At 69.2% G+C, this 22,920-nt stretch carries 24 protein-coding genes; 12 read left to right on the top strand and 12 right to left on the bottom strand.

Going from position 1 to position 22,920, the window contains the following annotated elements:
• Positions 1–19: 19 nt before the first annotated feature.
• From DEJ49_RS21320 to DEJ49_RS21365, 10 genes are all read right to left on the bottom strand, one after another.
• Positions 20–1,147 (bottom strand): hypothetical protein, encoded by a 1,128-nt coding sequence (locus DEJ49_RS21320; protein WP_263398812.1) that lies wholly within the window; start codon positions 1,145–1,147, stop codon positions 20–22.
• A 95-nt stretch (positions 1,148–1,242) separates the two neighbouring features.
• Positions 1,243–1,557, bottom strand: a complete 315-nt coding sequence (locus DEJ49_RS21325; protein WP_150185649.1) for a type VII secretion target — start codon at positions 1,555–1,557, stop codon at positions 1,243–1,245.
• Positions 1,558–2,300: 743 nt separating this feature from the next.
• Positions 2,301–3,347 carry a hypothetical protein gene (locus DEJ49_RS21330; RefSeq protein ID WP_223832932.1) on the bottom strand — a complete coding sequence of 349 codons (1,047 nt, stop codon included), beginning with the start codon at positions 3,345–3,347 and terminating at the stop codon, positions 2,301–2,303.
• A gap of 41 nt (positions 3,348–3,388) precedes the next feature.
• The gene (locus DEJ49_RS21335; protein WP_150185651.1) at positions 3,389–4,063 is read right to left on the bottom strand and encodes a hypothetical protein; all 675 of its coding nucleotides are present in this window, start codon (positions 4,061–4,063) and stop codon (positions 3,389–3,391) included.
• A 433-nt stretch (positions 4,064–4,496) separates the two neighbouring features.
• Positions 4,497–5,126: a hypothetical protein gene (locus DEJ49_RS21340; protein ID WP_150185652.1), complete on the bottom strand. Its 630-nt coding sequence runs from the start codon at positions 5,124–5,126 to the stop codon at positions 4,497–4,499.
• A complete protein-coding gene (locus DEJ49_RS21345; protein WP_223832933.1) occupies positions 5,123–5,818 on the bottom strand; it encodes a hypothetical protein in 696 nt (231 codons plus the stop codon). The genes DEJ49_RS21340 and DEJ49_RS21345 overlap by 4 nt, the downstream gene beginning before the upstream one ends.
• Positions 5,819–6,240: 422 nt before the next feature.
• Positions 6,241–7,590: a putative T7SS-secreted protein gene (locus tag DEJ49_RS21350; protein ID WP_150185654.1), complete on the bottom strand. Its 1,350-nt coding sequence runs from the start codon at positions 7,588–7,590 to the stop codon at positions 6,241–6,243.
• A 49-nt stretch (positions 7,591–7,639) separates the two neighbouring features.
• The gene (locus tag DEJ49_RS21355; RefSeq protein ID WP_150185655.1) at positions 7,640–7,936 is read right to left on the bottom strand and encodes a hypothetical protein; all 297 of its coding nucleotides are present in this window, start codon (positions 7,934–7,936) and stop codon (positions 7,640–7,642) included.
• Between the two features lie 135 nt (positions 7,937–8,071).
• On the bottom strand, positions 8,072–9,583 hold the full coding sequence (locus DEJ49_RS21360) for a hypothetical protein (protein ID WP_150185656.1): 1,512 nt from the start codon (positions 9,581–9,583) through the stop codon (positions 8,072–8,074).
• Positions 9,573–11,846: a hypothetical protein gene (locus tag DEJ49_RS21365; RefSeq protein ID WP_150185657.1), complete on the bottom strand. Its 2,274-nt coding sequence runs from the start codon at positions 11,844–11,846 to the stop codon at positions 9,573–9,575. Before DEJ49_RS21365 ends, DEJ49_RS21360 begins: the two co-directional genes overlap by 11 nt.
• A 619-nt stretch (positions 11,847–12,465) precedes the next feature.
• Between DEJ49_RS21365 and DEJ49_RS21370 the strand changes: the two genes are divergently transcribed.
• A complete protein-coding gene (locus DEJ49_RS21370) occupies positions 12,466–13,044 on the top strand; it encodes a DinB family protein (RefSeq protein WP_150185658.1) in 579 nt (192 codons plus the stop codon).
• Between the two features lie 110 nt (positions 13,045–13,154).
• Positions 13,155–13,796, top strand: coding sequence for a hypothetical protein (locus DEJ49_RS21375; RefSeq protein WP_150185659.1), 642 nt, complete (start codon positions 13,155–13,157; stop codon positions 13,794–13,796).
• Positions 13,797–13,925: 129 nt separating this feature from the next.
• Here the strand turns inward: DEJ49_RS21375 and DEJ49_RS21380 are convergent, their stop codons facing one another.
• Positions 13,926–14,804: a S1 family peptidase gene (locus DEJ49_RS21380; RefSeq protein ID WP_150185660.1), complete on the bottom strand. Its 879-nt coding sequence runs from the start codon at positions 14,802–14,804 to the stop codon at positions 13,926–13,928.
• A 509-nt stretch (positions 14,805–15,313) separates the two neighbouring features.
• Here DEJ49_RS21380 and DEJ49_RS36015 point away from each other — a divergent pair.
• The 10 genes from DEJ49_RS36015 (at position 15,314) to DEJ49_RS21430 (ending at position 22,539) form a co-directional block, all read left to right on the top strand.
• The gene (locus tag DEJ49_RS36015) at positions 15,314–15,496 is read left to right on the top strand and encodes a hypothetical protein (RefSeq protein WP_190329397.1); all 183 of its coding nucleotides are present in this window, start codon (positions 15,314–15,316) and stop codon (positions 15,494–15,496) included.
• Between the two features lie 382 nt (positions 15,497–15,878).
• Positions 15,879–16,595, top strand: coding sequence for a hypothetical protein (locus tag DEJ49_RS21390; RefSeq protein WP_150185661.1), 717 nt, complete (start codon positions 15,879–15,881; stop codon positions 16,593–16,595).
• A 17-nt stretch (positions 16,596–16,612) separates the two neighbouring features.
• Positions 16,613–17,449, top strand: coding sequence for a hypothetical protein (locus DEJ49_RS21395; RefSeq protein WP_150170901.1), 837 nt, complete (start codon positions 16,613–16,615; stop codon positions 17,447–17,449).
• On the top strand, positions 17,446–18,756 hold the full coding sequence (locus DEJ49_RS21400; protein ID WP_150185662.1) for a CpaF family protein: 1,311 nt from the start codon (positions 17,446–17,448) through the stop codon (positions 18,754–18,756). The genes DEJ49_RS21395 and DEJ49_RS21400 overlap by 4 nt, the downstream gene beginning before the upstream one ends.
• A gap of 7 nt (positions 18,757–18,763) precedes the next feature.
• Positions 18,764–19,837 carry a type II secretion system F family protein gene (locus DEJ49_RS21405; RefSeq protein WP_223832935.1) on the top strand — a complete coding sequence of 358 codons (1,074 nt, stop codon included), beginning with the start codon at positions 18,764–18,766 and terminating at the stop codon, positions 19,835–19,837.
• On the top strand, positions 19,834–20,763 hold the full coding sequence (locus tag DEJ49_RS21410) for a type II secretion system F family protein (RefSeq protein ID WP_190329398.1): 930 nt from the start codon (positions 19,834–19,836) through the stop codon (positions 20,761–20,763). The genes DEJ49_RS21405 and DEJ49_RS21410 overlap by 4 nt, the downstream gene beginning before the upstream one ends.
• A gap of 85 nt (positions 20,764–20,848) precedes the next feature.
• The gene (locus DEJ49_RS21415; protein WP_150185664.1) at positions 20,849–21,094 is read left to right on the top strand and encodes a hypothetical protein; all 246 of its coding nucleotides are present in this window, start codon (positions 20,849–20,851) and stop codon (positions 21,092–21,094) included.
• A gap of 151 nt (positions 21,095–21,245) precedes the next feature.
• Positions 21,246–21,623 (top strand): TadE family protein, encoded by a 378-nt coding sequence (locus tag DEJ49_RS21420; protein ID WP_223828450.1) that lies wholly within the window; start codon positions 21,246–21,248, stop codon positions 21,621–21,623.
• Positions 21,623–22,060: a TadE/TadG family type IV pilus assembly protein gene (locus DEJ49_RS21425; protein WP_150185666.1), complete on the top strand. Its 438-nt coding sequence runs from the start codon at positions 21,623–21,625 to the stop codon at positions 22,058–22,060. The genes DEJ49_RS21420 and DEJ49_RS21425 overlap by 1 nt, the downstream gene beginning before the upstream one ends.
• The gene (locus tag DEJ49_RS21430; protein ID WP_150185667.1) at positions 22,057–22,539 is read left to right on the top strand and encodes a TadE/TadG family type IV pilus assembly protein; all 483 of its coding nucleotides are present in this window, start codon (positions 22,057–22,059) and stop codon (positions 22,537–22,539) included. The genes DEJ49_RS21425 and DEJ49_RS21430 overlap by 4 nt, the downstream gene beginning before the upstream one ends.
• A gap of 27 nt (positions 22,540–22,566) precedes the next feature.
• On the opposite strand, the gene DEJ49_RS21435 is transcribed toward DEJ49_RS21430, so the two are convergent.
• Positions 22,567–22,920 carry a hypothetical protein gene (locus DEJ49_RS21435; RefSeq protein WP_150185668.1) on the bottom strand — a complete coding sequence of 118 codons (354 nt, stop codon included), beginning with the start codon at positions 22,918–22,920 and terminating at the stop codon, positions 22,567–22,569.

Raw genomic sequence — 22,920 nt, forward strand, 5'->3', positions numbered from 1 at the left:
ATTCTCCTTCGTTGTGGACTCAGTGCGCGAGCGCCGTGTGGAACGGCTTGGGCGACGGGGTGGGGGCCGGCTTCGGTGACGGCTGGGGGCTGGGGCGAGGAGTGTGCGTCGGTGCCGGCTTGGGATCACCGGGGTCTCCGGTCGCCGCACCGTCCTTACCCGTGAAAATCTTGTACAGCGCGCTGCCCAGACTTCCCGTCTTGATGCCTGCGGTGATGCGCTCCCCCTCCAGCGCGGGCTTGCCCGCCTTCGTGAGGACGAAATTGACGCCCTTGACCGCAATGCCGTTGAAGAACTTGTCGGCGACTCCGCCCATGGCGCCCGAACCACTGAAGCGGATGCCCCGCAGCTTCGACAGCCCTTTGAGCCCCTTGAGGGCCCCAAAACCCTTGAGGGCTCCAAGTCCGGGCATGACTCCCAGGACATCGAGGCCCAGCTTCAGCAGATTCAGCTTGCCACCGCGCGCGGTCATGTCATAGGCGTGTCCCGCCAGTGCGGCAGCGCTCGTGATCACGGCGAGGGCCGTGAAGATGGGCATGAGTACTTGGAGCGGTGGCACGAAGGCGCAGATCACCGCCAGAATGGAGAAGATCGCCGAAAGGTTGGAGAACCTGTCTGCCCAGTCGGCCAACCAGTTCATGAACCCACCGGGGTCACGTACCCCGTCATGATGGATGATGTTTTTGATGTGCTTCGCGGCTGCGCTCGCAGCGTCGTCGCGGATCTCTTTCGCGCGGTCGATCTCCCGTCGGCAGTCGCCCATGGTGGTGAGAGCCGCCGAACGTTTCTTCGCCTGCCGTTCGCGCTCGGTTGTGGACAAGTCCGATGAAGGTTTCCCTCCGGACGGCTGCATGGGGGAGTCCGTGTCGCCGAGGTCGCCCTCCACCGCGCGGAAGTCCTGCAGCGCCTTGTCCGCGATCTTCTGGGCGCGATGGAGTTCGCTCGCGTACTCCTTGGACTCGCCGCCTTCGACGACCTTCGTCCCCAGAGCCTTGGCGGCTTCGTCATAGCGCTCGAATGATCGCTTCAGGCGTCCCGAGGCGCCGTCGGCGATCTCATGAAAGGCGCGGCCGGCATCGCTGTCCCAACTGTCCACAGATGACAGAGCCTTGATGTTCCGAGCCTGCTTGTCGATCTCGTCGGCCATGTTCCGCAGCTTCTTGCCCAGCCGTGCGACTTCGTGCGGATCACCAGGTATGGGGTCGCCGATGTGCAGGGGCTCCCAATCGGTCGGTCGAGCGGTCACTTCTTCCCCTTCTTGGCGTCCTTGCGGGCCTTGCGAAGGGCCTCGGCCAGTTCGTGGTCCACTTTCTCGTACGTATCGGCTGCGGTATCGGTGAACTTGGCCAGCTGCTCGATGTCCTTCATCAGTTTCTTGCGCGTCTTCTTCCAAGTCTCCGAAAAATCATCAAAAATATCGCGGAGTTTCTCGCTGCCCAGGGCATTGTCGTATCCGTCCGCGGGATTGCTGTTGCTCTTGAATTCGCGGTGGATCCGGAAAAGTGACTCTGAGCACTCCCTGATGACGTCCAGATCGGCTCTCGTTCTTTCGCTCATCGAACTTCCCCCGTGCAGGTCAACGATCGGTGTGCGTCAAGTGTCGTGCGACGGCTATGCGGCGGGCGCGGAACCGTTCCGTCAGTGGTCGCCGGGCGGGGTGAGAGAGAGACCCTGCAGGCGCTCTGTTCTGCAGGCGAGCGCGGCGGCGGACATGATGCGGCGGTTCACGGTCGGGCTCCCGGTGGGGCGAGGCTGTCTTCGACAGACCGACGTTATCTGTGTGATTGCTGATTCGGCCAGAGACGAATATGGGGCAAGCTGTCGCATAGTTACTGAACGGATCGTTCTGTGACGCGAAAATCACGCACCTGATGCACCCCTTTCACTCAGGGGGAGCGGGCCTCGAGGCAGGCAAGCTGATACACGCCGTCGCCGTCGCCACCGGAGTGCGGAATGCGGGGGGGGGATCTGGCACATACCCGTGGGCCGCTGTGGTGCCGTTGCGCACACCTCCCTCCGCTGTGGACGACTCACGGCGACTCACGGCGACTCACGACGGGGCGCGACGAGGCACGGCGACTCACGAGGGCACCGGGCCATTGGTCTGTGAAGCTCTTCCTCGCTTCGCCAGGGACGTCCTCGGCGGCAGACTTGGCGGCGGACTCGGCGCGCGGGCCCGTGCCGACTTCGCCGCGAGCACCGTTTCGGTTGTTGTGGTGATTCGCAGCTGGTGGCGCCCCCTGCCGAGCCGCTGCGTGCGCGCTGCGGCCGGGGGCCCCATCGGCCAGGCCGGACGGGAATCAGCGGTTGATCGACTGGATCTCCTCGACGGTGACTTGCTGCACCGCCTCGATCTTGCCGTCAGGCATCGGCTCCGCCCCGGTTTGGCCCGTGCCCGTCCAGCTGATCTCCCAGGTGAGGGAGGCCTTGAGGGGGAACGTGGAGCCGGCGGACGAGCGGCCGTAGACGATGCCGCAGGGCGGGGTCTCCTTGGACTTGCCCTTCGCGTACGGCTCGCCGATCGTGTCGCCGACGATCAGACACTCACCGTTCGCGGGGAGCGTGGTCGCGTCCGCGGTGCCGGGGTCGAGCGTCAGCGACTTGGGCTTCGCGGTCGTCGTCGCCTCCAGGTGGAAGCCGGGGACGTCGATCGCCGCCGTCGCCTTCACGTCGTCGAAGGCCGCCTTGTCGAGCCAGGCCCACGTCGGCAGCTTCACCTTGGTCGCGCCGTCGGGGGCGAGGGCGACCTTGGTCTTCGGCAGCTCCATGTGCTGGTAGGCGAGCGCCGCGAGGATCTCCGGCTTGATGGCCTCCTCGTACTGGGGCGGCGGCGCCTCGCCGTTCTCGACCCAGAAGGGGATGTCACTGCACGAGGTCCGCTTGAGGTAGTCCGGCTCGTCGGGGTTCTCGACCGCCGCCCAGAACATCCCCTCGCCGTCCTTGTCGACGTTGTAGTCCTTGTAGCCGGGGGTGTCCGTCCAGCCGTAGTCGTCCTCGTAATGCCGCTGCAGCTCATTGATCGCCGCGCCCGCGTGCCCGGTCATCCCGGGCGCGCTCGCGGCGTCCTTGAGCTCCTTCGACATCTTCTTCTTGAATTCCTTGGCGCCGTACATGGGGGCGTACCAGCAGGGCGGCGGCGTCCAGTTGACGTCAGAGGACGTCACGTTTCCGCTGCTGCCGCCTTTGGCGACGGAGCCGGAGTAGGTGACTTTCGCGGCGGCGTAGATGCCGGTGCCGGATTTGTCGCTGCCGCCCTCTTCTGAGGTGTCGCCCCCCTTGCCGTAATCCACCGGGTCCGCCACGGCATGGGGAGCCGTGAGGGCCAGAGCGCCGAGGGCCAGGGCCACGGCCGTGACGCCTGCGGCGAATGAGACTCGACGTGGTCTGTTCACTGGCACTTCTCCGCCCCCGTCTCGACGAACACCTTGGACGCCTGCCACAGGCCCTTGCCCGTGGGGTACTTCACCATCACGATCTTGTAGTAGCCAAAGTCCTTGGCGCTGGGCTTGGTCTTCAGGACCTTGCCCGTCTTAAGCTCTTTTCCGTAGAACTTGCCGGTGTCCGCGCAGAACGCGACCTCTACTGAGTTGCCGTTGGGGGCGGACCGCGTGGTGGCCTGGTAGTGACGACGTGTCCCGGTCCCCGTCCAGCCGCCCTTGATCCACTCGTTGATCTGCACCTTGGCGTAGTGCAGGCCGTCGCCGGTTCCGTAGGCGGCGATGGCGGCATCCTTGGTCGACTGCTTGTCGACGCCCCGATAGATCGCCCGCATGAAGTTCGCGGCGTCATCCATCGCCGCCGCCGCGTTCTTGTCCTTCGGTTTGTCCCAGTCGAAGACGAGGTTCATGCTCTTCGGCAGCGATACGTCGACGCCGTCCGGCTTGTCCGCGGCAGGGGCGCCCGACGGGCCGGCCGACTTCTTCGGCTTCGCCGAGCCGTCGTCGGCTCCGGCGATCTTGTCGTTGTCCTTGGAGTCACTGTCGCTCCCGCCGCCGCATCCCGTCAGGAGCAGGGCAGCGGTCGCGGCGAGCGCGGCGGTGACGGGCAGGGTGCGGCGGTTCACGGTCGGCTCCCGGTGGGGCGAGGGGTGTCTCCAGCGTGCCGACGTTAACCGTGAGGTTCCGGGTTCCGCCAGCCGGAAGGACCTCAAGATCTCGCCGCGGCGCCTACGCCGGGCGATTTCCGCCGAGCCGCCGGGGGGTCGACGTCTTCCTCCACTCCCTCCACCTGCCTTTCACCACAGAGGACCTCGGCACGGGCCTCCGCTCCCTGCGCTACACGCAGCCTCCTGAAACGGAGACGCACGCGGACGCCGACGGTCGCACACTCGTCGCCGGTATGCGGTGCGCCTGACGCCACGACGGGACCGGATGCGACGTCGCGGTCATCGCGTCCGCCCCGACCCGCGTCGGGTTCTCGGCGTCATGGACGACCTCGATGATCTCGTACGATGGGTCGGGGTGCCGGGGCCGTCGTGAGCGTGGACGGCGGGGCGGTCAGGGCGTCCAGACGCTGAGCGTCCGTGCCAGGTTCTCCAGGTCCTCCGCCGCCCGCATGACATGCGCGATGTCCTCGGACGCCGTCCAGATGACGACGTCCGCGGCGTGTTCCTCGACCTGCCATGCGTAGCGCACGCAGGCCAGCAGGTGCGGGGAGTCCTCCTGCGGGACGTAGCGGAACGTGGTCATGCCCTTGCCGAGTCTGTCGGACTTGACCGTCTTCACGACCGGCGGCTCGACCGCACGCTTGTCATCCGCCTCGGTGAGGGCGCGCAGGGTCTCCTCGCGCGGGCCGGCCGCCGGGCCGAGTGCCGCGCAGACGGGGAGCGGGACGTCCGCCGGGTGGTCGAGGTGGAGGAAGAGCCAGTGGTCCGAGCCGGGTGGGGCGAGGGCCTCGGCGGTGCGCTGCAGGGTGCCTGCGACGAAGTCGACGCCGTCGGGGCCGGGGTCGAGGTCGAAGTCCTCCCACAGTTCCTCGGCGCTCTCACGGGCCCAGGCGCCAATGTCGTCCCACAGGTCGAACGGAGCGCTGAGGCCGGCTCTCGGCGGGACAAGGACCCAAGGGTCGGGGTCGATCTCTCCGATATCGAGGATGCTCCAGAAGTACTCTTTCGCTTCGTTGCTCATCCTCGGCTCCAGCGGAAGTTTGCCATCACAGCGTCGAACCACTCGACGAGTGCCTCGGCCAGCTCGTCACGTGGGTCCCCGCCCCCGACCGTCGAGAACGCGGCGACGAACCAGCGGTCCGGGTCACCCGGTACGGACACCATGTACTCCACCCGACGGGACGCGAGGTCCGCGCCCTGTTCCACTGAGGCGCCCGCCACGTGCTCGCGACGAACGGCAATTGCGCCATCGATCTCGCCCGAGCTCAGGTCGGCGTCTTCCACGCCGTCTCTGGAGAGCAGTTGGACGGCCACCTCGGTCGGTTCGGATGTGTCGCGCGACCGACCAGGAGCTCTGGGCACGAGGGATTCGGTCACGAGGATCGACGCGCCGATGTTGGCGTCACCCATCGGCCTCACCGGCAGGTAAAGGTCCAGTGCCTTGTTTTTTTGCGCATTGGCGACGGAAGCGCGAAAACGACGTTCCCATTCGCGTTTGTACGGGCCGATCTTGTCGGACGGCGCATCGGCGGGAATACGCGTATGCGCCTCCTCAATGATCCGTCGCACAGCGCTCTCAGTCCCTTGACGGAGGGGGATTTGAGCCCATTCGGCGGGAAGTATGAGGCGATAACCCGTTACTGGCTGGACTACTTTCTCGGCCTCGTCAGTACCGGCGGGCGTCGTGGTCGGTTCGTACTGCTTAGGCGGCACGCAGTCTTTCCTTGTGATTGAGGTGCCAGATCCCGATGAGACCGGCTACGCAAATGGCTACCGCGGCCCACAAAATCCACACGCCTGCCCCGACGGCGAAGAGCAGCGCGTACAAAAGGTATAGGAGTAGTGCCCATTTGATGAGCCCGCGCTCACTCCTGAGGGCGTCCCAGTCGTCCGGCCGCCGGAACAGATAGATCAGGGCAACCGGTACGAGCGCGTAAAGGGGCCATTCCCATGTCGGCCACGGCACCAGATACCTGTCGAAGAAATCCTTGGTAGCGGGAGCTGCGAACATTCGGAGCATGGAGAGCAGGAACACGCATTTGAACACGACGTTGCACCAGACCCTACGGCGCTGGCCCTCAGTTGACTGCCTGTCCGGTTCACCGCTATTGCAAGAATTCATCGATGTGCCCTTCTCACCACCGTGAAGCCACGGGTCGTGTCATGCGGTCCTTCATGCGGCTGTACTCGCCGTCGGAAATGCTGTCTCCGGCCTTGTCGCTGGTGTCAAGCGCGGTACTTACGCCCCACGAGGAGCGAACAACACCCGCGTGACGTTCCGCCTGAGTTGCGTTCTGCCCAAGCTGTACATTGTCGGGATACTGATCCCGCCACTTCCTGATGTCCTTCAACTGGCTGCCAAGTTCCGCGTCGCCCAGCACGCTTCTCTTCTCTTGTGCCGTGATCTGGGGCATTTCCGCGTCCCGTACCGCCTTACCGGCCTTCTTCCCCTCCGCGTTGGACCTTTGCAGCGCATTCAAGTGGCGCGCTCGGCTCTTTTTGCGGTCGTTGCCTGACCTGCCTCCGCCCTTCCTGCTATTCTTCTTTCCGTTGTCAATCGTGCTTTTGCGCGCTTGTTTCGCTGCTCCCTTGGTGGCGTCATCGGCCGTGCCCGCCGCGATCTTTCGTGAGCTCTGTTGAAGCGCCTTGATCGCCTTGCCCGCCTTGATCCCTTGCCGCGCGAGCTTGAGAGCACCGAGATCCATGAGGACGTCGAACCAGGATCCGTTGCCTGTGCTGGCTTGCACGAGGTGAATCGCGGCGACAATGCCGGTCAAGATGAGAGCGACGATACCGAGCCCGGGGAAGAGCAGTGCCGCCATGCCTATCGCCGTGGCGGCCCCGCTCAAAGCGTCAGCCAACGTGCCCAACCAGTCGGCGTCGGCGACCCACGCCTTGACGTCGTTCCACCAACTGTCTTCCATGTCGTCGTCGATGGACTTGCGGATCTTGCCGGCGTAATGGCTTGCGCGCTCCTCGTAGTCCCCGGCCGCGGAGTTGAGGCGCCCGCGGGCGTCCGACAGGTCTTCCTTGGCCTTTTTCAGGGCAGGGTCCATGGTGTCGGAGTCCTTGTCGCCCTTCTTGTCCTTCTCGTCGCCGTCCTTGGCCTTCTTGTCGGACTCCGGTTTGTTCTCGTGCGCGTCGATGATGCGCTGGGCATCCTTGGCGTCGTCCAGGGCCTTGTCCGCCCGCTTCTGGAACCCTTCCAGTTCCTCGGCCCAGCCGGACAGATGATTCTTGACCTCGCGGTAGCGGTCTTCCGCCTCGTCGAGTTTGCGGCCGAGTCCTCGGGCGTCCTCAGCCAGTTTGTCCGCGTACTGGCCTTTGAGGTTGTCGGCATCGGCCATCGCGTTGAGCGCCGCCGCCTGCGTGCGCAGGTACTCGGCGATCTTCTTCATGTGCTTTACCTGGCTGCGGACCCCCTCGGGATCTCCCGGCACAGGGTCGCTCTCGCGCAGTGGTTGCCAGTCCTTGGGCCGTGCCATGTATCCCCCGAAAGATTTGCTCGTCCGGTGCAGATGTGCCGCGCTGCGGCTACTTTTCCTTCTTCTTGCCGGTTTTCGACAATTGGTCTTCGAGCTTCTGGAAGGCGTCCCGAGTTCCCTCGACCTGCTTCCCGACCTCCTCAAGGTCTCCGAGCAGGCGTTTGCGGTTCTTGTCCCAGTTGTCAACGAAGTCGCCCATGGCGTCCTTTATGGAGGACGCGCCAACTGCTTCCTTTACGTCGTCCTTCCACTCGTCGAGGTTCTTGAACTCTTTCTCGATGGCGCTCAGTTGGTTTGCCGACTTGTTGAGCAGGTGGAAGTCGACGACCAGGTCGGATCCGGACATGTCTCCTCATTGTTTCGAATATTGTGCCGCGTTACGCGAGTGACTACCTAGCCGTGATCACTTCTGTGCTAACGGTTTTTGTCTTGTAAACTTCCTGGGCCAACCAGGAGTGCTTGATGACATTCCTTGTCATCTTCAGCTGCGCCCCCGTGAGAAGTCCCCTCGCCCCACTCGTCGGGCCAGCCCGTCATGCTCATCGGGGCTGCCACCACCCCAACCCCGCCTGTCGCCGCCGATGAGCGAGCCGTAGCCCGTCGCCGCCCACACGCTCGACTCGGTGGCCGCCTCGAAGTAGGGGATCGGGCGGCCGTCCGGGGACGCCGTGTCTGTGAGGACCTCCGGGGCGCGGTGTTCGCGGATCGCGCGGGCGCAGGCGGGGCAGGCGGCTACCCGTAGCTGGTCGCGGCGGCCCAGGGGGCGCCAGGTGAGGGTGCGGGCCGCGCGGCCGTGCAGGGGGTTGAAGAAGCAGAGGGGGAGCGGGTCCGGGGTGCCGTCCAGGGCGTCGCGGCCCTCCATGACCAGGGCGAGGACCCCGGCCAGGTCGGGCAGCCCGCGTGCGGAGTCGAGGACGGTGCCTGCGGCGGCGTACGCGTCGAGGGCCCGCTGGAGGCCCGGCGTCGCCCCGGCGTCCGCCGCCCGCGCCGCCTCGCCGAGCGCGAGGACCTCCGCCTCCGCGCGGCGGCGCAGCTCGGCCTCGTCGGCGGCGCGTGCCGCGGCGAACACGGCCCGGGGGAGGGCGAAGGGGGCAGCGGTTGAACCGGTGTGGCGGCGGCGTGCGGAGCGTACGAAGAAGGCGGCGAGGAGCGCGAGGGCGAGCGCCGGGACCCCGACGGCGGCGATGAGGGGCCAGGGGGGACCGCTGCCGTCCTCCCGGCCGCCGTCCGAGCCGCCGTCCCCGGCCAGGCTCTCGCGGCTCTCGTCCAACTTCTTCGACTGCTTCTCGTACTCCGCCTTGCCGTTGCCCCGCTCGATCACGGTGACCGCCTCGGCGGTCAGGTCCGCGAGGCTCGCGTCGTCCAGTTCGTCCATGAGGTCGACGGCGTCCGCGGCGTCCTCGGCCTGGTGTGCGTCGGCGGGCCACTCGTGGCCGCGGATCGAGCCGGGGAACTCGCCGTCGGTGGTGAGGAGGATCAGGTCGCCGTCCGCCGCAGGGGTGCCGTCCGATGCGGGGGTGCCGTCCGCGGCGGGGTCGCTGCCGTCCGCCGAAGCGTTGCTGTCCGCTGAAGCGTTGCCGTCCGCCGACGGGGCGCGGTCCTGCAAGCGGTCGCGTACGACGCCTGCGAGCGTGTCCGCGTCCCCGTTGTACGCATCACCCTTGGCCAGCGGTACGAGGACGACCTTGATGGGCAGGCCGGTGGCGTCGATCTGCCGGACGAGTTCCTTCTGGCGGGCGGGGGGAACGGCGGACGCGGCGTACGAAGGGTCGACGTACACCGGGGATTTCGTCAGGGCCCGAGCGATGGCTGCTCCGGGGGCGGTCGGTGCGGGCGGGGTGGTCGGTGCGGGCGGGGCAGTCGGTGCGGCCGACGCGGAGCCCGGGGACATCAGGAGGGCGAGGACGGCGCCGGTGGTCAGCGCCACGATGGTCGGCCCCGCCGGGCGGCGACGGGCCCGTGAAGCGGTCGGACGGTTCGGGTCACTGGACACCGGCGTACTCCCGTACCTGGCGGATGAATTGCGGAACACCCTTGCGTGCGGCGGGCATCGGGCCCTCGACGTCCTCGTACGGGACGCGGTCGGCGCCGCCGCCGCGCCCTCCGGCGGGCGACGGCAGCGTGAGGCGGCGCGTGTGGGCGAGGTCGGGCCGCTCGGTGACGAAGGCGCGGCAGTCGTCGCAGAGGGGGATGGTGCGGCGTCTGCTGTCCTCCGGCGCGTACTGGGCGTCGCGCCAGCCGGTGGCGGGACCGTGCAGCGGGTTGAGCGCGCAGCAGGGCTTGTCGGTGTCGTGGTTCGCGAGCGCGGCGCGTCCCATGCGGGCGAGCGTGACGGCGGCGGCGAGATCGGCGGCCGGCACGTCGTCGTCCACGCGCCCGTCGGGCCCGCCCGCGTCCCGGTCGGCGAGCAGCGTGGCGGTGTCGAGGCAGTCCCATACGCGGGTGCGGAGTCTTGAGGGAAGTGCCGCGTCGGGGTCGAACTCGCGGGACAGGGCGTCGAGTTCCTCGTGGGCGGTGCGGCGGAGGTAGGCGGGGGAGGGGGCGGTGGGCGCGTCGAAGCCGACGAGCGCGCCGCTCCGCCCCTGCCCCTGGCCCCAGCCCTGGCTCCGGCCCCGCCCCTGCCCCTGGCCCCGGCCCTGGCTCCGGCCCCGACCGTGACCCCACCCCTGGCCCTGACCCCGCCCCCGGCCCTCACCCCCACCCCTCTGACGGATGACGTGAATCCCCGGTGCGGCAGGACGCAGCCCCGGCACCACGCGCCCGACGATCCCGAGGACGGCGGCGACCGCGAGGAAGACGATCACGGCCCCGATCGCGCCCACCATCAGACCGGGCCAGAAGTCGGTGCTGAAGAGGCGGGGCAGGGCGGTGTCCTCGACGGGGTCGGGCACGTCGGTGCCGAGCGACGAGGTCTCGGGGGTGTCGGTGCGGGGCGAGTCGGCGAGGAACGTCAGGAGCCGGCCGAGGCGTTGGTGCAGCCGGTGGTCGTCGGAACGCTCGTCCGACGCGTCGTAGCTGATGCCGTCGGGCAGGTCGAGCGCGATGCGGTTCGCGTCGATGCGTACGTCGTACGTGACGACGTCGATGTCTCCCGAGATCGGATCGGCGACGACGTACACGCCGGACTTGCCGAGCCCGCGCTGGAGCGCGTCGGCGAAGGCCTCGGCGTCGCCGGCGGACTCGTCGTCGGGCATCTGAGGCACGAGGGCGAGGTATACGGCGCCGTAGTCGGCGTCCTTCATGCGGGAGCGGAGGCCGTCGAGTTGCCGGGTGGTGAGGGGCCGGGGGCTTTCGGGGTCGCTGTAGACCGGGTCGCGGCGCAGCCCGTCCGTGACGCGGTCGACGCGCGATGCCATGTCGGCGGCGGTGGGCGGGGGCGCGGCGCTGGAGGTGGTCTCGTCGAAGAGGGCGGTGGCGGTGAGGGCGACGGCTGCGGCGAGAACGAGGGCGAGGGCGGCCTCGACCCAGTGGAGTCGGCGGGGCCGGGGGCGGGGGCGGGGCGGTCCTTCCTCTCGCCCCTTGCTCAGGGAGACGACGTCGACGGCCGGCGTCCGCGGCCGCCGACGCCGCCACCACCGGCGTACGTATGGGGAGATCAGCAGCACGAGCAGCGGGAGGCCGGTCAGCGAGATGCCGGTGAGGAAGGACTGGTTGCGGCGGTCGGTGGGACCGATGTGCAACTCGTCGGGCTCCTCACCGCGTGCGCCGTTCGCGCCGTGCGACCCGTACTTGTCGCGGGCGGCCTCGGCCCGCCGCGCGGCTTTCTCCGGACTCAGCACGACGACGTCGGCGAACCGCTCGAAGCTGAGCAGAGGCCCGGCGTCGGACGGCAGTTCATAGAGCTGGACCGTCCAGGCGTCCTTGGCGGGCGCGCGTACGCCGAAGGCGACGGCCTGGGATACGGAGTACTCATCGACGAGCACGTACAGCCCGTCCCGGCGCAGCCGGTCGTGCACGGCACCGAGCAGCGCCTTGCTCTCCTTGGTGGCACCGGGTTCGGGCAACACGAGCACGTAGGTCCGCACACCGGTCCGCTTCCTGATCCCCTCGGCGACCTCGGCGTAGTCGGGGGTGGTGGAACGGGGGACGGCACGGGGGAGCTGATCGGTGACGTAGACGGGGTTCTTGCGGAGGTGGGCGGCGAGGGCGGCGGCTTGGGTGGAGTCCTGTGGGGACGGTTGGGGGGCGGCGGCGGAGGCGGGGGTGGCCGCGAGGAAGGGGAGGAGGAGAAGGGTGGTGAGGAGGGCGGTGAGCAACGTGGTCGAGGGGAGGCTGCGACGGCGTGCCGAGCGGGGACGGCTTCCCGCGACCTGAGGGCCCTTGGCTCCGCTACTGCGAGCGCACCTCACCCGGTCACCGTGAGCGGTCTCCGCCCCATCGCTGTGAGCGGTCCCCTCCCCCATGTTGTACGGGGCCCACGGGCCGTTTCCGTGAACGGTCCCCTCCCCGATGTTGTACGGGGCCCACGGGCCGTTTCCGTGAGCGGTCCCCTCCCCGATGTTGTACGGGACCCACGGGCCGTTTCCGTGAGCGGTCCCCTCCCCGATGTTGTACGGGACCCACGGGCCGTTTCCGTGAACGGTCCCCGCCTCGTTGCCGTGGCGAACCCGCTCGACCCACGCGCGCCCCGCACCCTTCGCTTCCAAGGCCACAGCGTCCCCCTCGTTCATTCGCCGCACTTTACTGTCGCGACGAGCGGAGGACCACGGGTCGCGGGAAGGGCGGTGCGAGGGTGGCGTGCGGGTGCTGGAACGGCGAACTGATCAGGCTCGAACAGCACCCATCGCGCCGCCCCGATCACTGGCGGCGGGGCTGGCGACGTTCGTAACGAGAATTTCCCGCGCGGCATCCGCCCGGCATCGGCATGATGGCCCGATGCCCGAAGAGATCCCCGCACCGCCCACTCCGCCCAGCGCCACCACATCCACCACCCCCACCCCCACCCCCCACAGAACCGACCCCCCGCACGCCGACGCCGACGAACGTGCCTCGCTCACCGCCTTCCTCCAGTACCAGCGCGAGACGCTCGCGATGAAGTGCGCGGGGCTGACCGGTGAGCAGCTCAAGGAGCGGGCCGTGCCGCCCTCGGACATGTCGCTGCTCGGGCTCGTCCGGCACCTCGCCGAGGTCGAGCGGTCCTGGTTCCGGAACGTGCTGAACGGCGAGGCCGCGCACGCCCATTGGCAGGGGAGGGTCCCGGGGGAGCCCGCCGACTTCGACGTGGTGGACGCGGATCCCGACGAGGCGTTCGAGACGTGGCACGCGGAGTGCGCCCGCTCCCGCGGCATCGTGGCGGCCCTGAACCGCGCCGGCTCCCTCGACATCACCGTCGACTTCCGCGGCGACACGTACTCGCTGCGCTACATCCTCACGCACATGATCGAGGAGTACGCACGCCACAACGGGCACGCCGACCTGCTCAGGGAGCGGATCGACGGCGCCACCGGGGAGTAGGTCCGGAAAACCGCCCCCGTAGGCTGACGGCCGGAACAGTCGGACCGGGGGACGGGCCGAGAACAGTCGGGCCGAGAACAGTCGGACCGGGGACGGAGAGGGTGCCAGTCATGGCCCGCTACACAGCACCGCAGACCATCGCGCGCGGCGGCTTCAGCATCAAGGTGCCGGAGACGTGGTGGGAGTTCGACGTGCGCCCCGAGTCGCGCGACGCCGCCATCCGCCAGATGATCAACGACCGCGTCCGGGCCCGCCCGGAGCTCGCCCCGCACCGGGAGACGTTCGAGGCGTTCCTGCGCAAGGCGTCGAAGGACGCGTGGCAGTCCGGCGCGCTGTACTGCGGCTGCATGGCGGAGAGCTTCGGCGGCGATACGCCGGTGACGGGCTCGGTCACCGTCTCCCTCGTCGGCGCCCGCACGCCGGACGGCGACGTCCTCCCCACCGACCCGGACCGCATCGTCGCCCAGCTCGGCGTCCGCGAGGCCAAGCGGGAGGGGGACGCGTGGCGGAAGGTCGAGACGGTCGACATACCGGGCGTCGGCCTCGCCGCCCGCACGTACGGCATCGAGGACGTCTCCGTCCCCGGCGACGAGCGCACCATCCGCGTCGTCCTCATGCAGACCTTCATCCCGGTCCCCGGCCAGGAGGGAAAGGTGGCCCTGGTCTCCGGCAGCAGCCAGCTCCTCGAACTCGCGGACTCGTTCTTCGACATCTTCGACGCGGTGACGTCCACGTTCCGCTTCGTGGAGTGAAGAACTGAGTGGAGCCCCGGAGCCCCGGAGCCACGTCATCTGCGGAGCGCCCTCGGCAACGCGGGCGAGGACTGGTACCGCTGATGCGGCCCGGGGCGCCACGGACTCGCGCCCCGGGCCCACCCACAGTCAGCGGCGCTTCATCGCCCGCTTGATCTTCTTCCCCGCCGCCGACTCGTCCAGCGTCTTCCACAGCTTCGCCGAGCTGAGCGACGTGTAGACGCCGGGGGCGCCCTGCGCGCCGCAGCCGTCGCCGTAGGAGACGACGCCGATGAGGATCGGGGCCTCGCGGCCGGGGACCTTGCGGAAGATGGGGCCGCCGCTGTCGCCCTGGCAGGAGTCCTTCGTCTCGACGCCGGCGCAGAAGTTGACCTTGGCGTCGTACTCCTTGTAGCTCGTCCTGCACTCGGCGTGGGACAGGATCGGGACCTTCACCTGACGCAGGCGGTCGGGCGTGTGCGTCAGGTCCGTGTCCGTGTTGCCCCAGCCCGCGACCGTCGCCTTCTGGCCCGGGCGGATCAGGGCGTCCGTGCCCTGCGTGGGGAGCGCCACGGGCGAGATGCCGCGGACCGGCTTCTCCAGCTGCAGGAAGGCGACGTCGTACGCCTCCTTGCCCTTGAGGTAGCGCGGGTGCACGACCACGCCGCCCTTGGCGATGTTCCGTATCTGGCCCTGCCGGGAGGACAGGACCGTGCGGCCCACGGCCACTTGGAGCGTCTTCGGCTTGACCGGCTTGCCCGCGTCGTCGACCAGGCAGTGCGCCGCCGTCACCGCCGTGTCGGGGGTGACCAGGCTCGCGCCGCAGAACTGACGGTCGCGCGCGCCGCCAGGTCCCTTCTCCAGGACCGCCGTCATGAACGGGTAGGCGTCATTGGGCACTTCGGTGCCGCCGATGATCGCGTGCGCCGAGGGCGCGGAAGTGGCGACCAGCGCCAGCGCCGCGCCTGTCGCGGCGATACCGGCCGCTACGGAGGACTTGCGCGTGGGGGTTCGCAGGGTGGTTCTCATGGGGGGTACGTCTCTTTCGTACGTCCGTGTGACAGGAATGACGAATCACTTGGCGCGCGAAAAGTCTGTACCTGAGAGCCGCGTCAACCGGGGCTGACTGCCGTGCATTTACTCAGCTGTTCAACCATCCCAGCCATCTCAGCCGCCACAGCCGGCTCGGACATCTCGACCCTCTCGAGCCGCTTCCCTCGCGCCGAAAAGAGAGAGGGGGAATGCGTCCGGAGGGTTCATTCTTTTCGTTCCTCGGAATCCTCCGCGTACAACATCCGGAGGAGGGCGGTAAGTTCGGGCGCCCGTGCGCCCGTGCGCTCGCCGCCTGCGCCGCCGCGAGTGCCCGTACGCACGCCAGTGCCTCCTCGCGCAACGCCCGCTTCTCGTTGCCCTGCCGATAGCCCGCCTCGTCGTGCCGGCCGCCCTCGTCCGCCCTCGCCTCGTATCGGGATACAGCCGCTGATTTCGCAGGAATCGGGACATTGGGGCTGAGTGGGTCGCTCCCGGGCCGAGGTGGCGTGCTCCCCGTCCCACCGTCCGAGCGCCCCCGCCCCGCGGACCGCCTTCCGGCGTTCCCGCAGGAGCGCCGCCGTCGCCGCGTCGTCCGTGTGGTCGAAGCCGTGCCGGGCGCCGATGTCGCGGGCGGCCGCGAGAAGTCTCGGCTGCGCAACCAGAGTTGCGTGGGTTATGGGGAGGAGTGACGGGTGTTCCGTGGGTGTGTCCAGGGTGGCCTCGTGGGCCTTGGCGCGTGGGGAACCGGCCCGGTCCTCCGAAGCGTCGTCCCGGAGGCTGACGGATCGTGGCACAGGCTACGACGCGCGCCACAAGCGCCGCACGCGGCGCCCCGCGCACCACAAAAGACACCGGAACCGAACCCCCGGGATCGCGCGTGGATAACGATGAGAGCTGTGAGGTTCGCGATCTTTAACGCGCCTTGAGGGGCTTATGTGCTGCTGATACGGTGCGATGACTTGACATCGGACCTGGGACTGAATAGCCCGTCCGAGACCGGGTGAGAAACCCGCGAGTGTCACAAATGACGATATTTGACCGAATCTTCTTGGGTGTGCGGGGAGCAGTTGCGTGAAGATCCAGGAGCGTACGGGGGCGGGCAACAACCGTTCTGCCGCACCGGCTCAGCCGGGAGTCGGTGAGCGCCTTCCCGCGCCGCCTCGCGAGCGCAAACCGGCACTTGCCGCGCTGGCCGTCCTCCTCATCCTCGTCGGCGCCCTCGGCGCGACCGTGCTCGTGCTGCGCGCGGGCGACCGGATCGAGGTCGTGAAGGTGACCAGGCCCATCCAGGCCGGTGAATCCGTCGACGAGAACAAGAACATCACCGGCGTGATGGTCGCCAAGGACGACTCCATCAACTACATCCCGTACGAGCAGCGCGGCGCGCTCAGCAAGCTCAAGGCCAAGAACACCATCCCCGGTGGCGTCGTCGCCGTCGGCGAGATGTTCGGTGCCAAGGCCGAACTGCCCGCCGGCAAGGCCTCCGTCGGTCTCTCCCTGAAGGAGGGCCAGTACCCCTCCGACATCAAGAGCGGCGACACCGTCGCCGTCTACCCCGTCGTCTCCGGCACCTCCACCGGCAAGGGCTCCAGCGGCAGCGGCTCCGCGAGCGGCACGCCCCTCGTCGCCGACGCCAAGGTGAACAACGTCGCGTCCAAGAGCGACGCCACCGTGAGCACCGGCAACCTCAACATCACCCTCGTCGTCCCGCAGGAGGAGGCCGCGGCTCTGGCGAGCGCGGCGTCCGAGGGCAAGGCCGTCGTCGCCCGCGTCTCCGACGCCGACTAGAGGCGAGTACAAGAGACATGGCGCTCATCGCTCTCGCCGCCGACAAGGGTTCGCCCGGCGTCACCACCGCGGCCGTCGCGCTCGCCGCCGTCTGGCCGCGCCGCGTGCTGGTCGCGGAGACCGACCCGGCCGGCGGCGACCTGGTCTACCGCAGCGCCGCCGCGCACGGCGGACCGCTCAACCCCAACACCGGCATGCTCTCCATCGCCGCCACCGCACGCCGTGGACTCGTGCCCGACCAACTCTGGGACCACACGCAGCCCTTGAGCGGCGGCCTCGAAGTCCTCGTCGGCCTCGGCATCGCCGAGCAGGCCGCGGGTCTCGCGGGGCTCTGGCCCACCCTCGGGCGCGCCTTCTCGCAGCTCGCCGACTCCCCGAACGCGCCCGCCGACGTGATAGCGGACTGCGGCCGGATCAGCGGCGACGGCCCGGTCGTCGAGCTGTTCCCGCACGCGGCGCTCGTGCTCCTCGTCTCGCGCACCGAGCCCGAGGCCATCGCCCGCGTCCGCGACCGCGCCGCCGCCCTCGCCACCAAGCTGCACGGCGGCCCGAGGGGTGCCGCTTCCCTGGCGCAGCCGCTCATCGGCGTCCTCCTGATCGCCGACCCCTCGACCTCGGCGAAGCTCGTCCACCAGGTCAACGACATGCTGATGGCCGCGCAGACCGGCGCGCGCGTCGTGGGCACCCTCGCCGACGACCCCGCGGGCGCCGACCAGCTGGCCGGGCGCCGCCGCGGCCGGCTCGACAAGTCGCTGCTCATCCGCTCCGCGCGCAAGGTGACCGTCGACCTGTACCAGCAGTACGGCGCCGCCTGGACCAACCCCGTCGCGCAGCAGCCCGGGACGGGCCGATGAGCGCACCCGTCGATCACCAGCTCGTCAAGCGGTTCCGGCAGGACGCCGGTGACCGCATCGCCGAGCAGCGCCGCCTCGACCAGGTCTCCGGCGTCACCCCGATGTCGGGCGAGGACGAGCGGCACTACGCCCGCGCCGTCATCGCGCAGATCCTCGAGGAGTACGCGCGCACGGAGATCAACGCCGGGCGCACCCCCCTCGACGCGGAGACCGAGGAGCAGTACGCGGCGGCCGTGCACGCCGCGCTCTTCGGTGTCGGACGGCTCCAGCCGCTGCTCGACGACCCCGAGGTCGAGAACATCGACATCAACGGCTGCGACCAGGTGTTCGTCGGATACGCCGACGGCCGCGAGACCAAGGCCGACCCGGTCGCCGAGACGGATGAAGAGCTCGTCGAGCTCATCCAGGTGCTCGGCGCGTACTCCGGTCTGTCGTCACGCCCCTTCGACTCCGCCAACCCGCAGCTCGACCTGCGTCTGCCCGACGGCTCACGTCTGTCGGCCGTCATGGACGTCACGCGCCGCCCCGCCCTGTCCATCCGCCGCGCGCGCATGGGCAAGGTCTTCATGTCCGACCTCGTCGGGAACGGCACGCTGACGCCCGAGATCGGGCACTTCCTCGCCTGCGCCGTCCGCGCCCGCAAGAACATCATGATCGCGGGCGCGACCAACGCGGGAAAGACGACGCTGCTGCGCGCCCTCGCCAACGAGATCCCGCCGCACGAACGCCTCGTCACCGTCGAGCGCGCCCTGGAGCTCGGCCTCGACCAGTTCGCCGACCTGCACCCCAACGTCGTCGCCTTCGAGGAGCGCCTGCCCAACTCCGAGGGCCAGGGCGAGATCTCGATGGCGGAGCTCGTGCGCCGTTCGCTCCGCATGAACCCCTCCCGCGTCATCGTCGGTGAGGTCCTCGGCGACGAGATCGTGACCATGCTCAACGCGATGTCGCAGGGCAACGACGGCTCGCTCTCCACGATCCACGCCAACAGCTCCAGCGAGGTCTTCAACCGCATCTCGACGTACGCGCTGCAGGCCTCCGAGCGGCTTCCCATCGAGGCGAGCCAGATGCTCGTCGCGGGCGCCGTCAACTTCGTCGTCTTCATCCAGCGGCGCAACAACTACCAGTCCGGCGGCAAGCTCCAGCGCATGGTGACCTCCGTCCGCGAGGTCAACGGCGTCGACGGCCGCGTCCTGTCCAGCGAGGTCTTCGCGGAGGCCCCCGACGGACGCGTCGTCGCCCACGCGCCGATCGCCTGCATGGACGAGCTGGCCGCGTACGGCTACCGCCCCGCCGGGCAATGGGGGTGAGCACGACATGACGCACGACATGGCGCACGACATGAACGCACTGGCCGCTCTCGACGGCCTCGGCTCCATGGGCGGCGTCTTCTCGCTGCCCGTCCTGTACGCGCTGGCCTGCGGCGTCGCCGCGGGCGGCGGACTCGCGCTGCTCGTGGTCGCGATCCGCGGCCTGCCCGCCAAGCCCGCGCACGAGAAGCACCGGGCGAGCGAGCGCGCGAGCGAACTCGTCCGCTTCGTGGGCCGGCGCGGCTCCGCCGCCATCGGCGTCGGCCTGGTCGTCCTGCTCCTGACCCGCTGGGCCGTCGCGGGCATCGCGGCCGGCATCCTCGTCTTCTTCTGGGACAAGCTGTTCGGCGGCGCGGCCGAGGAGCGCGCGCAGATGAAGCGCGTCGAGGCCCTGGCCGCCTGGACGGAGTCGCTGCGCGACACCATCGCGGGCGCCGTCGGCCTGGAACAGGCGATCCCCGCGTCCGCGCGGGCCGCCGCCCCGGTGCTCCGCCCCCACCTGGACGCGCTCGTCGACCGCCTCCGTGCGCGCACCCCGCTCCCCGAGGCCCTCCAGATCCTGGCCGACGAGATCGACGACGCCTCGGCCGACATCATCGTCGCCGCCCTGATCCTCAACGCCAAGCTGCGCGGCCCCGGCCTGCGCCAGGTCCTCGGCGCGCTCGCCAAGTCGGCGCGCGAGGAGGTCGACATGCGCCAGCGCGTCATGGCGCAGCGCGCCTCGACCCGCCGCTCGGTGCAGATCGTCGTCGCCGTCTCCATCGCCTTCGTGCTCGGCCTGTCCATCTTCAACCGCGAGTTCGTGGAGCCGTACGGCACGCCCGTCGGTCAGCTCGTCCTCGCCATGGTCTGCGCGCTGTTCGCGCTCGGCTTCTGGTGGCTGCGGAAGCTGTCGACGGTGGAGACGCCGGACCGCTTCCTGGTCAAGGACGAGCCGGGCGTCCAGTTCGTACGTCCCCGGGGCCCCGGCGGCGCACCCGTGCCCGGCGGCCCCGAGCAGGCACCGCAGTTCGGCCGCCCCGGCGCCGCCCCGCAGACCCTGCCGGGATACTCCAACCCGTCCGAGGGGGTACGGCGATGAGCCTGACCATGCCGGTAGTGATAGGCGCGATCCTCGGCCTCGGCATCTTCGTCCTCATCCGCGCCCTGATGCCGTCGAAGCGCAGCGCGGTCGCGACCGTCGCGCGCATCGACGCGATGCGGGCGCGCGGCGCGGCGTACGAGTCGCAGCGGGCCACGACGGACACCGAGAACCCCGGCAGGTTCGGGACGATGCGCGGCCGCGTGGGCCGGCGGGTCGCCGAGTTCTACCTCCAGCAGGGCTGGGAACAACGCTCGCTCCGCGCGGACCTCGCGGTCCTCGACCGCAGCTGGGAGAAGTTCCTGGCGACGAAGGTGCTGCTCGCCGCGGCCGGCGTGTTCTTCGGCCCGTTCCTCTTCGCGGTGATCTACACGCTCGGAGTCGGCCGCAGCCCGATCATCCCCGTGTGGCTCGCGCTCATGTTCGGCGCGCTCTTCTTCTTCCTGCCGGACCTGGAAGTACGCAGGGACGCGGCGGACAAGCGGCGCGACCTGCGCCGTGTCATCGGCGCCTATCTGGACCTGGTGTCGATGAGCCTCGCGGGCGGCCGCGGTCTCCCCGAGGCGCTCATGGCGGCGGCGGAGGTCTCCGACGGATGGGCGACGCAACGTATCCGAAGCGCTCTGGCCGACGCCCGCATCACCGGCGTCAGCCAGTGGCAGGCACTCGGCTCGCTCGGCGAGGAACTCGGCGTCGAGGAGCTGAAGGACCTGTCGGCGTCCCTGGCGCTGGTGGCGGACGACGGCGCGAAGGTGCGCGAGTCCCTCGCCTCCCGCGCGGAGACGATGCGACACCGCGAACTGGCCGAGATCGAGGGCAGTGCGGGCGAGAAATCCCAGTCGATGCTGGTCGCGCAGTTGCTTCTGTGCGCGGGCTTCCTGGTCTTCCTCATCTTCCCGGCGGCGATGCGCGTGTTCCAGGTCTGACGCGCGTGTTCCAGGACCAGGTGGCGTCGGCGACAACGGGGGCCGGCGCTTCTTCCCCCCACCAACTCTGAGAGGACTACTCATCATGAACGGACGGAACTTCAGTCACCCGGCTGTCGACTTCCTCGTGGCCTTCCTCAAGGGCCGCGTGGAGCGCGCCCGCTCCGGAGAGCTCGACCGCGGCGCGTCCGCGGTCGAGTGGGTCATCATCTCGGCGGTCGTCGTGGCGATCGTCGGCGTGGTGGCCGCGGTGATCAACGCGGCGCTGAAGGGCGGCGCGGACAAGGTCAGCGACTGCATCAAGGGCGCGGACGCGGGCAGCACCTGCTGACGACGGACGGTTATCTGGCTGCGGCATCGTGAAAGGCGACGGGGTTCGAGTGCGGGAGTCCGGCAGATCGCGCGGATCGCAGGGCCTACGGGGCCTGCGGAAGTGGATACGCCGCAGGGTGGAGGCCGCCTCCGCCCGCGGCGAATCCGGCATGACCGCGATCGAGTTCGTGCTGCTCACCCCGGTGCTGTTCTTCATGATCTTCGCGACGGTGCAGTTCGCCCTGTACTTCTTCGCGGACCACGTCGCCCAGGCGGCGGCGCAGGCGGGCGCGCGCAAGGCCCGCGCCACGGCCGACGAGAACGCGGGCGGCTGGCGGGGCGAGGCACGTGACGTGGCCGACGCGTACATCCGCCAGCTCGGGCCGAAGCTCGTGCTCGGCCCGGACGTGAAGACGATCCAGCCGGAGCAGAACACGGTCGGCGTGGAGATCACGGCACGGGTCCCCACGGTCTTCCCTGGCCTGGACCTGGACGTGCACGCGCGGTCGGCCGGTCCCGTCGAGCGGTTCGTGGAGGACAACGGCTGATGCGGGACGTATGCCTTCGCCTGCGCGCCGTTCGGCTGCGCGACGACCGGGGCCTCTCCACGGTCGAAGTGGTGATCCTGGCCCCGGTGATGATCCTCCTCATCCTGGTCCTGGTGGCCTTCGGCCAGCTCGTCGACGGCCGCGGAGCCATCGACGGTGCCGCACGCGACGCGGCCCGCGCGGGCTCGATCCAGAAGGAACACGGCACGGCGCTGGCGGAAGCGCGTGCGGCGGCGCGGGCCGACCTGGCGGATGTCTGCTCGGGCCCGGTCTCGGTGGTCCAGAAGAGCAAGGGCTTCGACGAGAAGGTCGACCCGTTCTTCACGGTGGAGGTCAGCTGCGAGGTCAGGGGCCTGGCCATGCTGGGCCTGGACATCCCGACGACGCTGGAGGCCACCTTCAGCTCCCCGCTCGACCCGTACCGGAGGCAGGCGTGACGCGCCGCACGGCCACCGCTGCCACCGCCGCGGTACGCGACTGGGTCGCGTCCCGCCGCGTCCGCCTCGACGACCGGGGCTCGGGCGCGGGCGCGGTCATCATCTTCGCGATCGTCTTCCTCGCGCTCGCGGCGTTCGTCATCGACGGCGGCCTGTCCATCTCGAAGCGGGAACGCGCCGCGGACATCGCGGAACAGGCCGCGCGCTACGCGGCCCAGGACCTCGACCTCGAAGACATCTACGAGGGCGTCAAGGGCGCCCCCATCAACTTCGAGAACTGCGACGCGCGCGTGGCGGCATACGTGGCGGAGGCGGGCCTCAAGGGCGCGGACGTCGCCAACACCCACTGCGTGACGGCGAACGAACAACAGGTCGAGGTCGAGGTCCAGATGACCTACAGCCCGGTGTTCACGGGAATGTTCTACGGCGGGGACGTGACGGTGAAGGGACGGGCGGTCGCGGAGAACGAGGTGGGCTGAGCCGCGACGTCAAGGCGCCCCTCACGACTACTTGTCGCCCCCACCCTTCCCACCCTTTTCGCCCTTCCCTTCCTTCTCCTTGACCGCGTCGTTGATTTTCTTCGTCAGGTCGTCCTCGAGCTTCTTGAACTCACGGACCACCGCGTCGGACAGATCGGCGAGCTGGTCGAGTTGCTGACCGATGTCCTCCCGCCCGTCCTCCCAGTTGGACTCGAAGTCCTCCAGGGAGTCGTACACGCCACCGTCACCGATGTCGTCCTTGTAGGACTCGAAGGTCTTCTTCGTACGGTTCATCCGCGTCTTGATGGAACGCAGCCTGCTCCCGTAGTCCTCGAGATCGGTGAGCGGAATGGAAAGGTCACTCTTGCCCTTGGCGCCCAT

The sequence above is a fragment of the Streptomyces venezuelae genome (assembly GCF_008642335.1).
Classification (GTDB): Bacteria; Actinomycetota; Actinomycetes; order Streptomycetales; family Streptomycetaceae; genus Streptomyces; species Streptomyces venezuelae_F.

What these genes read in the sequence shown, in the direction of transcription:
- DEJ49_RS21375 (WP_150185659.1), top strand. Translation starts at nt 13,155, where the DNA reads ATGGCCCGCTACACAGCACCGCAGACCATCGCGCGCGGCGGCTTCAGC.
- DEJ49_RS21435 (WP_150185668.1), bottom strand. Translation starts at nt 22,920, where the DNA reads ATGGGCGCCAAGGGCAAGAGTGACCTTTCCATTCCGCTCACCGATCTC.
- DEJ49_RS21355 (WP_150185655.1), bottom strand. Translation starts at nt 7,936, where the DNA reads ATGTCCGGATCCGACCTGGTCGTCGACTTCCACCTGCTCAACAAGTCG.
- DEJ49_RS21325 (WP_150185649.1), bottom strand. Translation starts at nt 1,557, where the DNA reads ATGAGCGAAAGAACGAGAGCCGATCTGGACGTCATCAGGGAGTGCTCA.
- DEJ49_RS21320 (WP_263398812.1), bottom strand. Translation starts at nt 1,147, where the DNA reads ATGGCCGACGAGATCGACAAGCAGGCTCGGAACATCAAGGCTCTGTCA.
- DEJ49_RS21410 (WP_190329398.1), top strand. Translation starts at nt 19,834, where the DNA reads ATGAGCCTGACCATGCCGGTAGTGATAGGCGCGATCCTCGGCCTCGGC.
- DEJ49_RS21350 (WP_150185654.1), bottom strand. Translation starts at nt 7,590, where the DNA reads ATGGCACGGCCCAAGGACTGGCAACCACTGCGCGAGAGCGACCCTGTG.
- DEJ49_RS21395 (WP_150170901.1), top strand. Translation starts at nt 16,613, where the DNA reads ATGGCGCTCATCGCTCTCGCCGCCGACAAGGGTTCGCCCGGCGTCACC.
- DEJ49_RS21380 (WP_150185660.1), bottom strand. Translation starts at nt 14,804, where the DNA reads ATGAGAACCACCCTGCGAACCCCCACGCGCAAGTCCTCCGTAGCGGCC.
- DEJ49_RS21340 (WP_150185652.1), bottom strand. Translation starts at nt 5,126, where the DNA reads ATGAGCAACGAAGCGAAAGAGTACTTCTGGAGCATCCTCGATATCGGA.
- DEJ49_RS21420 (WP_223828450.1), top strand. Translation starts at nt 21,246, where the DNA reads ATGACCGCGATCGAGTTCGTGCTGCTCACCCCGGTGCTGTTCTTCATG.
- DEJ49_RS21370 (WP_150185658.1), top strand. Translation starts at nt 12,466, where the DNA reads ATGCCCGAAGAGATCCCCGCACCGCCCACTCCGCCCAGCGCCACCACA.
- DEJ49_RS21400 (WP_150185662.1), top strand. Translation starts at nt 17,446, where the DNA reads ATGAGCGCACCCGTCGATCACCAGCTCGTCAAGCGGTTCCGGCAGGAC.
- DEJ49_RS21405 (WP_223832935.1), top strand. Translation starts at nt 18,764, where the DNA reads ATGACGCACGACATGGCGCACGACATGAACGCACTGGCCGCTCTCGAC.
- DEJ49_RS21415 (WP_150185664.1), top strand. Translation starts at nt 20,849, where the DNA reads ATGAACGGACGGAACTTCAGTCACCCGGCTGTCGACTTCCTCGTGGCC.
- DEJ49_RS21425 (WP_150185666.1), top strand. Translation starts at nt 21,623, where the DNA reads ATGCGGGACGTATGCCTTCGCCTGCGCGCCGTTCGGCTGCGCGACGAC.